The 13,136-nt window shown below is 43.3% G+C and carries 12 protein-coding genes; 6 read left to right on the forward strand and 6 right to left on the reverse strand.

The annotated features are described in order from the left end of the window. The first annotated feature begins 12 nt into the window (after nt 1–12). The 3 genes from G7092_RS19530 to G7092_RS19540 all read left to right on the forward strand — a co-directional run bounded on the left by G7092_RS19530 (nt 13) and on the right by G7092_RS19540 (nt 3,503). Complete coding sequence (locus G7092_RS19530; RefSeq protein WP_317170007.1) at nt 13–933, forward strand: glycosyltransferase family protein; 921 nt, start codon at nt 13–15, stop codon at nt 931–933. Nucleotides 934–1,474: 541 nt separating this feature from the next. After that, complete coding sequence (locus tag G7092_RS19535; protein ID WP_202985360.1) at nt 1,475–2,758, forward strand: glycosyltransferase; 1,284 nt, start codon at nt 1,475–1,477, stop codon at nt 2,756–2,758. After that, nucleotides 2,751–3,503: a glycosyltransferase family 2 protein gene (locus G7092_RS19540; protein ID WP_166091566.1), complete on the forward strand. Its 753-nt coding sequence runs from the start codon at nt 2,751–2,753 to the stop codon at nt 3,501–3,503. The genes G7092_RS19535 and G7092_RS19540 overlap by 8 nt, the downstream gene beginning before the upstream one ends. Before the next feature lie 69 nt (nt 3,504–3,572). Here the strand turns inward: G7092_RS19540 and G7092_RS19545 are convergent, their stop codons facing one another. The 6 genes from G7092_RS19545 to G7092_RS19570 all read right to left on the reverse strand — a co-directional run bounded on the left by G7092_RS19545 (nt 3,573) and on the right by G7092_RS19570 (nt 10,668). Then, nucleotides 3,573–6,050, reverse strand: a complete 2,478-nt coding sequence (locus G7092_RS19545) for a putative glycosyltransferase family protein (protein ID WP_166091567.1) — start codon at nt 6,048–6,050, stop codon at nt 3,573–3,575. A gap of 199 nt (nt 6,051–6,249) precedes the next feature. After that, the gene (locus G7092_RS19550) at nt 6,250–6,546 is read right to left on the reverse strand and encodes a hypothetical protein (RefSeq protein WP_166091569.1); all 297 of its coding nucleotides are present in this window, start codon (nt 6,544–6,546) and stop codon (nt 6,250–6,252) included. 5 nt (nt 6,547–6,551) lie between these two features. Beyond that, nucleotides 6,552–6,800 carry a DUF4834 family protein gene (locus tag G7092_RS19555; protein WP_166091570.1) on the reverse strand — a complete coding sequence of 83 codons (249 nt, stop codon included), beginning with the start codon at nt 6,798–6,800 and terminating at the stop codon, nt 6,552–6,554. A gap of 214 nt (nt 6,801–7,014) precedes the next feature. Continuing rightward, complete coding sequence (gene uvrB, locus G7092_RS19560; RefSeq protein WP_166091571.1) at nt 7,015–9,039, reverse strand: excinuclease ABC subunit UvrB; 2,025 nt, start codon at nt 9,037–9,039, stop codon at nt 7,015–7,017. A 633-nt stretch (nt 9,040–9,672) separates the two neighbouring features. Continuing rightward, a complete protein-coding gene (locus G7092_RS19565; RefSeq protein ID WP_235953898.1) occupies nt 9,673–10,158 on the reverse strand; it encodes a MarR family winged helix-turn-helix transcriptional regulator in 486 nt (161 codons plus the stop codon). Nucleotides 10,159–10,170: 12 nt separating this feature from the next. After that, nucleotides 10,171–10,668, reverse strand: coding sequence for a GNAT family N-acetyltransferase (locus G7092_RS19570; protein WP_166091572.1), 498 nt, complete (start codon nt 10,666–10,668; stop codon nt 10,171–10,173). 215 nt (nt 10,669–10,883) lie between these two features. On the opposite strand from G7092_RS19570, the gene upp reads away from it, so the two are divergent. From upp to G7092_RS19585, 3 genes are all read left to right on the forward strand, one after another. Beyond that, a complete protein-coding gene (gene upp, locus G7092_RS19575; RefSeq protein ID WP_166091573.1) occupies nt 10,884–11,528 on the forward strand; it encodes a uracil phosphoribosyltransferase in 645 nt (214 codons plus the stop codon). Nucleotides 11,529–11,725: 197 nt separating this feature from the next. Beyond that, a complete protein-coding gene (locus G7092_RS19580; protein WP_166091574.1) occupies nt 11,726–12,451 on the forward strand; it encodes a YjjG family noncanonical pyrimidine nucleotidase in 726 nt (241 codons plus the stop codon). Next, complete coding sequence (locus G7092_RS19585) at nt 12,448–12,963, forward strand: DinB family protein (RefSeq protein ID WP_166091575.1); 516 nt, start codon at nt 12,448–12,450, stop codon at nt 12,961–12,963. The genes G7092_RS19580 and G7092_RS19585 overlap by 4 nt, the downstream gene beginning before the upstream one ends. Nucleotides 12,964–13,136: the final 173 nt, after the last annotated feature.

Here is a 13,136-nt window from a genome sequence, read left to right on the forward strand (position 1 = left end):
GATACCCAACAAATGCCCAACAGTAAAATAACTATGCAACAGCTTGCCCCTATAGCGCTATTTGTATACAACCGGCCCGATCATACGCGCCGTACCTTAATCCACTTACAAAAAAATGTATTGGCAGAGGAATCGAGGCTGTACATTTTTTGCGATGCTGCCAAAACCGATGCCGATCGCGATAAGGTGGAGCAGGTAAGGCAGATAGCCCGCGAAACTACCGGCTTTAAATCGGTAAGGGTTATAGAGCGCGATCATAACCTGGGTTTGGCCGAGTCCATCATCAGCGGGGTAACGCAATTGGTGTATGAGTACGGCAAGGTGATTGTTTTTGAGGATGATCTGCTGTCGTCGCCCTATACATTGGAGTATTTTAATGAGGCACTAACCTATTATGCCAGCCAGGAAAAGGTGATGCATATCGGTGCCTACATGTATAACCTGAAGGATAAGGACCTGCCCGAGTCGTTCTTTTACCGGGCGGCCAGCAGCTGGGGTTGGGCAACCTGGGCCCGCTCCTGGAACCATTTTGAACCCGATATTGACAAGCTGATAGCTCAATTTGATACGCTCAGCATCATCCGCTTTTCGATAGAAGGCAAGATGAACTTTTGGCGGCAGATACAGGAATTTAAAGCCGGGAAAAACAATTCCTGGGCCATCCGCTGGTATGCCTCCATCTTTTTAAAAGATGGTCTTACGCTTAACCCGGCGCGTTCGCTTATCAACAATATCGGGCACGATGGTACTGGCGTACACTCCAACCGCGAAAACATGTACGATGTGCACATCTCGCAGCAGCCCGTCAAAAAATTCCCCGATGTAATTGAGGAAAACGAAAAAGCCTACCAGGCCATCAAACATTTCCTGGCCCACCGCAAAGGCAACCTGTTTAAGCGAATGGTAAGGTTTGTGAAGCAGAGGGTAGGGTAAAGCCCCCAATTTATATATGTCATTGCGAGGAGGAACGACGAAGCAATCTCCTCGCGTTCTCTTCGATAAACACAACTGCGAGATTGCTACGCTCGCAATGACATATCTGGTTTTACCCCGCTGGGCTTTTATCCCACCAAAAAAATCAGTATATTTGTATATACCACGGCCCGGTTATCCGATTAAAAAGGATAACCGGGCTGTTTTGTTAAAGGAAAAAAGAGAATAAAAAACGATCGTTTGGTGTGTTGTTATTTGATAATCAATAAATTAATACTTTTTAAAGTTTTAAAAACACGTTAAAACTGCTTTGAAATTTGTTAAAAAGTGTTAAAATGAGGGTTTTTGAATGAGTTTTGGGCTGTTTTTACCCTGTTTTTGAGCAGAAAAGTGTTAAAATTTAAGGTTTAAAAAGTTTTTCCCGAGGCTAATCAAGACTGGATTGTTAAAAAGCTGGTCGCCGAAGATTCCGAAAAAACAAAACGAGTTTTTAGCACCAGCCGGTATTTGGGTTCGGCCCGAATAAATGTATTTTTGGAGCATGTTAAAAGTAGTGCATCTGAATACCTATGATGGCAATGGCGGCGCGGGCCGGGCCTGTATGCGGCTAAACCGGGCACTACTCAGCCAAAATGTTGATTCAAAGGTCATCGTGCACTATAAGTTCGGGAAAAATCCACAGATAGGCACTTTTAACCGTAATCCGGTGCAAAAAGCCTATGCCGCAGCCACCATTATCCTGGAGCGGATCCTGGCCAAAAGGTACCTGAAACCCTTATCGCGCACCCCATTTTCTTTTACCTGGTTCGGGCGGTCGGTTATCCGCCAGCCAGACGTGAAAAACGCCGATATTATACACTTACACTGGATAAATCATGGTTTTCTGGATCCGAAGCATATAGCCCAGATAGCCAAACTGAACAAACCTGTGGTATGGACCTTTCATGATAGTAATGCATTCACCGGCGGCTGCCATGTACGCTATGCCTGCGATCATTATATGAGGGAATGCGGCAATTGCCCGCTGCTGATCCATGAGGGAGACAATGATATTTCGCACAAAATATGGCAACAAAAGCGCAAGGCGTATGATCTGCTCGACTTTACCGTAGCTGCACCAAGTTCCTGGATGCAGGCATCTGTAAAAAACAGCAGCCTGATGCGTGGGAAGGCGATAAATCATATCCCTAATACGCTGGAAACCGACATTTTTAAGCCTGCTGATAAAAAGCAAGCCAAACAGAAGGCCGGACTGCCCACAGATAAATTTATTTTCCTGAGTGGTTTTATGCCATCGCGGAAAGATCTGCATAAGGGTACCCAATATCTGCTGAATAGCCTGGAACTGCTAAAACAGCGTCTGGGAGCGGATGCAGATAAAATAGAGCTGGTGATATTTGGTAACCGCGGAACGGAAGGCGTGCCCGATTTTCCGTTCAAAACCAGCTTTTTGGGTACGATCAATAACGATGAACTACTTGCTCAATGCTATGCCGCCGCAGACGCTTTTTTGATACCATCGCTGGAGGATAATCTGCCCTACACAGTAATGGAAAGCCTGGCTTGCGGAACGCCTGTAATAGCCTTTACAACGGGGGGGATACCTGATATGGTGCAGCATGGATACAATGGCTATCTGGCCACTTATAAATCGGAAGATAGCTTTACAGATGGTATGGAATGGATCATCAAACATCCAGAACAAAAGTTAATACAGCAACAGGCTCGGCAAATCATCATGGACACATTTTCGGAAGAGGTTATTGCCCAAAAGCATATCCGGCTTTACGAAAGTCTGTTGCAAAAGGAGGATGCTGATGTTTGAGCCTACATTGAGTGTGATTACCATTGTGTATAATAATGTACGTGACGTTGAACGTACTATGCTTTCCGTTTTAGGACAAACGTATAAGAATATAGAATATATTATTGTAGATGGTTTATCAACGGATGGCACGTTAGATGTGATCGATAAATACCGCGACCGTATCAGTAAACTGATCAGCGAAAAAGACAAAGGCATTTATGATGCCATGAACAAGGGCTTGGCCATGGCTACCGGTGATTATGTGATCTTTATGAACTCCGGCGATGAATTTTACGATGCCGACACCGTGATCGCTGTTTTTGCATCGGCAGAGGACGCCGACATTTACTATGGTGAAACAGAGATGATGGATGATAGCAGACAAAACCTTGGCCAACGCAGACACCATGCCCCAGTCACATTTACCTGGCGCGATTTTAAATATGGCATGAGCATTAGTCATCAGGCTATCTATATCAGGCGTAGTTTAGCCGAGCCCTATGACAATCGTTATCAGCTTAGTGCCGATATTGATTGGATCATCCGCGCAGCCAAAAAGAGCCAAAAAATAGTAAACGTAAACCGGTATGTAGCCAAATATCTGGTAGGGGGGATGTCGAAAAAAAGACATCGCCAAAGTTTACAGGAGCGTTTTGAGATTATGAAACGGTATTACGGATTGATCCCGACTATTTTTAATCACGTCGTAATTGCCTTTAACCTGGGCTGGTACTGGCTCAAAAACAAGCGTACAAACGACTAATCTATTTTTCATACATATAAAAAAAGCGATGGATTTAAACCCATCGCTCTTAACTAATATAGTTAAGCCTTATGCCTTTTTGGCGGCTGGCTTAACTGCAGGTTTCTTTTTGGTTTCGGTGTAAATTGCACCGCCCAGTGCCAGCACTAACAGGATAGAGCCAGCTAAAGAGATATTTTCACCGGCATAGTATGATGTTGGGTGAAATATAAACTCGATCTTGTGGTTACCAACCGGTATCTGCGCAGCACGTAAAAGGTAATTTGCACGGAAATATGGTTTTTCAACTCCATCAATCAGCATTTTCCATCCTTTGTTATAATACACTTCGGAGAAAACAGCAATTTGGGAGGCTGTAGAACCACTTTGATAGATCATATGATCAGGATTGTAACTTACCAGATCAATTTTACCAGCAGGATCGTTTCCTAATGATTTTTCATCGATAGCGCTTTTGTATTGCTTATCAACTATAGCCTCATTTTTAGGATCAAAACTGCTGATTGCCTGCATTTCCTGATCAGCGTTATCGGCGTATTTAATGCTTTTAACAAACCAGGCATGGCCACATGCAGTTTGATTAGCTTGCATAGCCAGGTTTTGAGTTTTAGGATCCTGCGTAATAATATACTTGGTGTTCAGCATATCCAATACCTCGTGATTGATGCTTTTGGTTAGCTGTTCATCAACAACTTCCTCAAAGCGTTTTAATCTTGCAGCTGAATAACCACCTATTGATTTGTAGAAGAATGGTGTAATGCCATCCCCCTTGATAGATTGGGTAAGGTCAATCACCCGGAAATCAGGGTCTTTATCTTTCAAGATAAATTGGTCAACCTCACGTGGCTGTGGGGTATTATTATCTTGTTTAGGAGCAAAGCTGTCATTATTCAGATAGCGTTTATCTACAGTCCACATATCTACCAGTATCAGAGCCAAAAAAGCTACGGATAATACAGTAACATTGATTTTCTTTTTGATAAAGGCCCAGGCAATAGCAAATGTTAATGCTACAAAAATAAGTGAACGTAAAGCATCTGCCTGCGCAACAGAAGCCCGGTCTTCAACCAATGCCTGTGCTAATGAACTTGCTGTAGCGTTATCAATCTTCAGCATTTGTGATAGCTGATCGATATAAGCCAGTTGGTTGCTGGGTTTGAATGATAAAAACAGGCTTGGAATTACAGCTATAATTAAAGAAATACCTCCGGTAATATAAAATGTGATCTTTAATTTTTTAAACAGATCGGCCTTATTCTCATTTACAATAGCTTCATTTACCGCCAATAAGGCCAGTATAGGGAAGCATAAACCTGCAACTGCCAGGATCGACTCAACTGCCCTGAATTTATTATAAAGCGGGAAGTAATTAAAGAACAGATCGGATACGTAAGGCCAGTTTTTACCAAAGGAAAGTAACATGGTAAAAATGACTGCGCCAAGTAACCACCATTTGATACGGTTTTTAACAATGAACAAGCCCCATATAAACAAAAAGCAGATAACAGCGCCAAAGTAAAAAGGGCCTTCGGTAAATGGTTTTTCGCCCCAATAAAGCGGCATGGCGTTTTGTGCTATATAAACTGCCTGATCGGCTGGTGCTCCTTTATCAATTAGCGCTTTAGCCACATGCGAGTCGGCATCTGATGGGCCTCTGCCCCCGCCGCCATAAGCATTAGGTATCAGAAAGGTGATACACTCGCCTACACCCTGACTCCATTGATACGCATAATCTTTAGGCAAACCATTGCTGGGCTCCGTTGTATGTTGTGTTAAATTTGATTTGCCGCGAATGGTATCTTTACCATACTCGTACGTGCTCCAAAGCATGGATGCATTTACTGCTAAAGCTAATACAACAGCAGCGCCTACATAGGCTAATGACTTTAAAAAGTTAGCTGTTGTTTTGTTTTTGATAGCATGGTATAATTCAATAAATACCAGGATAAGCAACACCAGTAAAAGATAGTAGGTCATCTGTACGTGATTAGCCCTGATCTCCAATGCTAATGCCAGTGCAGTTACGGCGGCACCAATAAAATGCTTTCCTCTTAAAATAAGTAAAATACCCGCCAAAATAGGGGCAAAAAAGGCTATCGCGAAAGCCTGATTGGCGTGCCCCGCGACAAGTAATATAATATTGTAGGACGAAAATGTAAAAGCAACAGAACCTGCAGCCGCCAACCATGGATTAAGCTTTAATACACTAAAAAGAAGATATCCGCCCAGTAGGAAAATCAATATGGTACCAACAGGGCTCGGGAACGAATAATTGATAGCATTTACCACCCATGAAGTTAAATTGGCTTTATAAGGCGCCCATATTTGATAGGCCGGCATACCACCGTATATCTGGTTAGTCCATAATATGGTAGTGTCTTTTGCCCTATAATCATTGATCTCTTTTTGGGTTGATTGGGCTCTTGTAACATCATTTTGCCCGAGGGTTTTTCCCTGAAATGCAGGTGTAAAATAGATAAAGCAGATCACGAGGAAAATAGCAGCTATAATAAAGTGGATGCTATTACGCTTAAACCAGTTGTTCATTTAAGTTTTTTGAAATGGATAATATATATTCCTCAAAAATAGAAATTTGAATGACAATTGAAGTACATAATTCGGATTTCGGATTTTCGATTTCGGATTTGGAAAATTTGATGATTTGAAAATTGAGAAAGCAGGTTTGATGCATTCCTAAACCAATTCAGAAATCCGAAATCGAACATCCGAATTCCAAAATCAAAAATTAACAGGTAAGCTCGCGGCTGCGGAGCAGGAAAAACAGCAAGATCATACCTGCAAGACTCACCACGTAGGCTATCACCTGGGGTTTGCCATAGTCTTCGCGGTTTTTGCGTATGCTGAAAAAATTATAGAGGGCAAGGGCGCCTAAAACCACCCAAAAAAATGTACCGATCTTAGCGCAAGTGGCAAACAACTGCAAGGCAACGGTGAACACGATGTAATTAGCCACAATAAGTATAACAGACTCGGAAGTATTGTTATGATTCGGGCGCCTTTTGTATACTTCTTCTGGCAGCATATAGATTATTTCACTTCTTCGTAATCAACAAACTCGCCTTCAGAATCAGGCACAGTGCCTCTTTTTCCCTGCGGGATATAATCTACCCTGATAGCACCATCCGGGCGTCTGGAAGATTGGCGTTGCTGCTGTTGGGCTTGTTGCTGAGCCTTATTCACTACGCTTTCAAAAAGGAAAGGTAGCAGGTACCGTACTAAACTGCGTATGATATATAGTACACAAATTGATATGAGTAGAAAACGAATTAAAAGCATCACATTAATTTTTAGCTTACAAATATAAGTTATATAACGTAAAAATTGTTTTAATATGATTATGGATAGATGTGCAAATGTGTGGATTACGAATGTGCGGATGAAAATTGATGTGTAAATGTGCAGATATGCAGATGTGCAGATAAAAAAATTACATTTGATAAATCAATATATATCATTTGCACATCTGCACATTTGTATATCAGCACATCTGCTAAAACTTCTCTTCCATCATTTTTTCTAAAGCAAACATCTCATCACGCAGTTTGGCCGCCAGTAAAAAGTCCATATCCTTGGCTGCAGCGAGCATATCTTTTTTAGTGTTGTCAATTGATTTTTTCAGGTCTGCCTTGGTCATGTATTGTACTATCGGATCAGCTGCCAGTGATACGGAATCGGCTTCCACATAAGCTTTCTGTACACCGCCCTGAAAATCAACCACAGAAGTTTGCTCCATGATCTCCTCGCGCGATTTGCCAACCGTTGTTGGTGTTATACCGCGTTCAGTATTATAGGCGATTTGTATATCACGGCGGCGATTGGTCTCGTCCATCGTGATCTGCATCGAGTCGGTGATTTTATCGGCATACATAATTACCCGGCCGCGATCGTTACGGGCGGCGCGACCGATGGTTTGTATCAATGAGCGTTCCGAACGGAGGAAACCTTCCTTATCAGCATCCAGAATAGCTACCAGGGATACTTCCGGGAGATCCAACCCTTCGCGTAACAAGTTGATACCGATCAATACGTCGAACTCACCCAATCGCAAACCTCTTAATATTTCTACCCTTTGCAGGGTTTTTACTTCGGAGTGGATATAGCGGCATTTGATACCGAGGCGATCCATGTATTTGGCTAACTCCTCGGCCATGCGTTTGGTGAGCGTGGTTACCAGTACTCGGTCGCCCATTTTGATGGTTTTATCTACTTCGTCCAACAGATCATCAACCTGGTTGATCACCGGGCGAACGTCAATAACCGGATCAAGAAGACCGGTAGGGCGTATCACCTGCTCCACTACCACACCGCCCGATTTCTCCAGCTCAAAATCACCGGGTGTCGCGCTCACATAAATGGTTTGCGGAGCCAGTTTTTCAAACTCCTGGAAGTTGAGCGGACGGTTATCCAAAGCCGCCGGCAGACGGAAACCATAGTCTACCAATGATATTTTGCGCGACCTGTCACCGCCATACATGGCCCTGATCTGCGGAACGGTTACGTGGCTTTCGTCAATTACCATCAGGTAATCATCGGGGAAATAGTCCAGCAGGCAGAAAGGGCGAGCCCCGGGCTGTCTTCCATCAAAAAAGCGGGAATAATTCTCGATACCTGAGCAATAACCCAGCTCGCGTATCATCTCCAGGTCGTAGTTAACCCTTTCTTCCAGTCGCTTGGCCTCCAGGAAACGGCCATCCTCAATAAACTGCTTTTTACGGGTTTCCAGCTCCTCCTGTATGGCCCAGATGGATTGAGTAAAACGCTCGCGCGGCGCAACGTACAGGTTAGCCGGATATACTACCATATGGGTCATTTTTTCGACCGTCTTCCCGGTAGTTACATCAAAGGTACTGAGCTCTTCAATGTCGTCACCAAAAAAGGAAATGCGATACGCATAATCCAGGTAAGCCGGGAAAATGTCCACCGTATCCCCCTTTACCCTGAAAGTACCACGCTTAAAATCGGCAGTGGTGCGGGCATAAAGTATCTCGACCAGGCGGTGTAAAAAGGCATTGCGACTAATGCGCGTACCTACCGCGAATTTGAAAACAGAGTCGGCAAAGTCATCTGGGTTACCCATACCATAGATACAGGATATGGACGATACCACGATTACATCCCTGCGGCCCGACATCAGAGCCGAGGTGGTGCGCAGACGCAGTTTCTCAATCTCCTCGTTTATCTGCAGATCTTTTTCAATGTATGTATTGGTGGTAGGTATAAATGCTTCTGGCTGATAATAATCATAGTACGACACAAAATAGTTCACCGCGTTTTCCGGGAAAAACTGCTTAAACTCACCATACAACTGCGCGGCCAGTGTTTTGTTGTGGCTCAGAATCAGCGTAGGCTTTTGTGTTTGCTGTATCACATTGGCGATAGAGAACGTTTTGCCTGATCCCGTAACACCCAGCAGGGTTTGGAAAGGGTCGCCATTATTTACACCTTCCACCAGTTGCCTGATAGCTTCGGGCTGATCACCGGTAGGGGAGTATTGGGAGGTTAAATTAAAATCCATGTTGTTATGTAAAAATACAAATATTCCTGCAATAGGTTTTGCAATTCAAAATAAGTACGGGATAATGACAACCTTATGTCAGCAGAGTTTGGAAGTGTCAAAAAACTTTGTGATGGTCCGGATCGGTTTTTCTTTCCCTCTTTTTACCGGGTTAAAATAAAACTTACAAAATTCAAACTGGCAATCTTTCCGGAAGACTTTTTAAACCCCTTATTTTAACACTTTTCTGCTCAAAATGGGATGAAAAAGGCTTGATAATTACTCACTTTAACAAAGCTTTAACGCCATTTTAACACTTTTTAACAAATTTTTGATGGGTTTTGAAAAGTTTAAAAAGTATTAATTTCTGATTATCAAATAACTGTAGTAAAAATGATCGGTTTTTGGCGTGTTTTATCCATTTAACCAAACAGCCCTGTTTACAATTTTCAAAGTAAGCAGGGCTGATCTGTGATGTATTTAAAGATACGGAAAATAGACGGGAATTGCAATAGAAATGCGAATCGAATACACACAAATAAAAAAGGCGTCATTGCTTCGTACCTCGCAATGACGCGTGAATCGGTTTTCACAAGAGGGTCGTCCAGCGAAGTGCAGGCGGGGTGAGTAGTCCGTGTTTGTTAAGCCCGCTTGTTAGTTCGTCAATCCACCAATCCGCTTTGCCCGTTCAAGCATACTCAGGCGTTTCATTTGCTCTTCTACTTCGCCTATAGCCAGCAGCAGGTTGTTTTGCGTGGCTGTGAGCTCTGTTAGGGCGGCTATCATCACATCCCAAACAGGTTTCATTTGTTCAATCAATTCCTGGCCTTTGGGAGTAAGCTGAATGAGGCGTTTCCGTTCATCAGTTTTATCTTTTTTGGAGCGGATCAGCTTCACTTTTTCCAGCTCCTTCAGCAAACTAATAGTAGAAGGGTGGGTGTAGCCAATTTCATTGGCAATTTCCACTACACTTAAAACCGATCGCAGATGCAGGGTATAGATCACCGGGAACCATTTGGGTTCAAAATCAATGCCATTGGCTTTATATATCAGCACCCCGTCCTTACGCAATTGGTCGCTAAGGCGTTGCAGCCTGGTGGCAATGGCTAAAATGCCCAATTCATCTATCACATTCATCATATAAACGTGTGCTTAGTTTGTCAAATGTAATTGATAAAAAATAGTATCTGCGCTCATCACCGGAAATGATTTCGGCAGCTCTGTCTTGGGTAACCTGATAAAGCCATTGCGTTCATAAAAACGATGGGCTGCTTTCAGTACATCAACAGTACCCAGGTAAATATCGGTAATTTGGTTCTGCCGGCAATAATCAATCAGGGTATCCAGTAATAATTGAGCTAAACCGAGCTCTTTACCCCGGTATTCTTTCCGCACAAACATTTTACGGATAGCACCGGCATGCTTGTCGAAAGCAATTAAGCCGATGGTGCCCACCAGGAGCTCATCATGTTTGGCGCCCCAGAAACCGCCACCGGTTTGATGATAATTTTTTTCGATATCCAGCAGGTCGGGCTGATCATTCAGCGTAACGGGAACATTAAATTCAATTTGCTGTATAGGCAGAATAATATCAATGATCTGTTCGCAGTAATCATTGTTTAAAGGGGTAATAGCAGAAAGTGTGTTCATGGTATAAATTTATATACAAAACTACGTAGTTAACTACATATATTCATAATTCAATTGTAAATTTTTAGTATTAGTTAGTATCAAGTAGTTAGTATCAAGTATCAAGACATTGAAAAACTGACAGCGTAGCTATATCTAAAACTTAAAACTTATATTTACGTTATTAAAAAAATCTTGATTCCTGGCTCTTGATTCCTGACTCTAAATCTACAAGCATGATCTTTATTCTCAATAAAACCAATACTATAGCCAACCAGTTTCTGGCCGAACTGCGTGATGCCGACATACAGCAGGATAGGGCGCGTTTCAGACTTAACCAGGAAAAACTGGGGCAGATACTGGCTTATGAGCTCAGTAAAACGCTTCACTATGAGGATAAGGAAGTGCAAACCTCATTGGGCACAGCTAAGGTGAGTGTGCCGGTTGATCAGCCGGTATTGGCCACTATTCTGCGTGCGGGTTTGCCCTTTCACCATGGTTTTATGCAGTATTTTGATCAATCGGCCTCGGCTTTTATCACCGCCTACCGAAAGGTGAAACGTACCGGCGATTTTGTGATCCAGGTTGATCATATCTCCACCCCAAATCTCGATGGTAAAATATTTATCCTCTGCGATACCATGCTGGCCACCGGGCAAAGCATCGTGGTAGTATGTAAGGAACTGATGGCCCAGTACAAAATAAAAGAGTTACACATAGCTGCTGTAATAGCCAGCACCGAAGGCGTTGCCCACGTACGGGCCAACCTGCCCAAGGCCAATTTATGGTTATGTGCCGTTGATGATGAAATGACCAGCAAAGCCTACATTGTACCCGGCCTGGGCGATGCTGGCGACCTGGCGTTTGGGGAAAAATCCTGATTTCGGATCTGGGATGTTCGATTTCGGATTTATTTGAATTTCGAATTTAGGAAGGGAATAGTTTAATTTTGCTTCTAATATTAATAAAGCACACGTCATTGCGAGGTACGAAGCAATCTCTAAGCTATACAGAACGATTCTGTACGTGGGGGGCTTCGTACCTCGCAATGACGTGATAGCAAATACTCTATAAGTGCATGAAATCCGAAATCGAACATCCCAAATCCGAAATAAAATACAAACACATCTTTTTTGACCTCGACCATACCATCTGGGATTTTGATAAAAACGCCGAAGAAACCCTGCATGAGCTTTTTATATTGCATCGTTTACAGGAGATCGGTTTACCATCGGCCGATCTGTTCATCGAAACTTATACCCGTAACAACCATGAGCTCTGGGCTCAGTATCATACAGGCCTTATCACCAAAGAGGAATTGCGTGATGCCCGCTTTAAAAAAACTTTTATACAGCTTGGCCTGCATCCCGACCTGATTCCGACCGATTTTGAGGATGCGTATGTACGGCTTTGCCCAACTAAAACCAACCTGTTTCCGCATGCCCACGAAACGCTGCAATACCTGCAAGAGAAATACACGCTGCACCTCATTTCTAATGGGTTTAAGGAGTCGCAAAAGTTAAAAATAGCAGGTACCAACCTGGGGCAATATTTTCAGCATATCATCGTATCCGAAGATGTGGGCGTTAATAAACCCGATAAGGCCATTTTTGAATACGCGGTTAATCTGGCCGGTACCACCAAAGCCGAAAGCGTGATGATAGGCGATAGCCTGGAAGCTGACATTTATGGAGCGCTTCATTATGGGATGGATGCTATCTTCTTTAATCCCTTCAATGCACCCAAACCCGATGATGTGCCTGTGCAGATTACTCATTTAAAAGAGCTAACTTTATTGTTATGAGCATTGCCAAGGAGCTTAGAACCATTGAAACTGCGCTGGATGATTATCGCGAACTGCTGGATACTATCCCCGATGATGTGTTTGCCGAAACACCGGCAGGTGGCGGCTGGTCGTCGGCCGAGGTGTACAGCCATGTGCTGCAGGCAACCCTTCGCTCGTCTATAGCTATTGAACGTTGCGCGCATAGTAATTGTCCGCCTACCAAAAAAGGCTTGAGTTTGCAAGGGCATTTTGTGTTGCTTTTTGGTCGTTTCCCGCCGGTTAAAATCAAAATGATGGATATCATGAACATAGAGAAGATCAGTAAAGAAGATGCCCGCAACCTGATTATCAAATGCCGAAAACGAATTGAGGATATTGCCCCCATTATTGCAAAGGCCCCAGCCGATATACGTTACGAGCACCCGCGTTTAGGTATGCTCAATGCCAAACAATGGTTTAAATTTACCCGGATACATTTACTGCACCATTTAAAACAGTTGGATCAGATTAAAAGAAAAGGGCTGGTTTAGCAGCGGGAGTTATAAAGCTTAAATAACCTATTACATTAAGACCCGACGGGAATTACTTATGAATATGTCATTGCGAGCGAAGCGTGGCAATCTCCTCGCGTGGATATTGAACGCGAGGGGATTGCCACGTCGTTCCTCCTCGCAATGACATAAGATAAATACGTGGTAGACAG

The organism is Mucilaginibacter inviolabilis, assembly GCF_011089895.1.
GTDB classification, from domain to species: domain Bacteria; phylum Bacteroidota; class Bacteroidia; order Sphingobacteriales; family Sphingobacteriaceae; genus Mucilaginibacter; species Mucilaginibacter inviolabilis.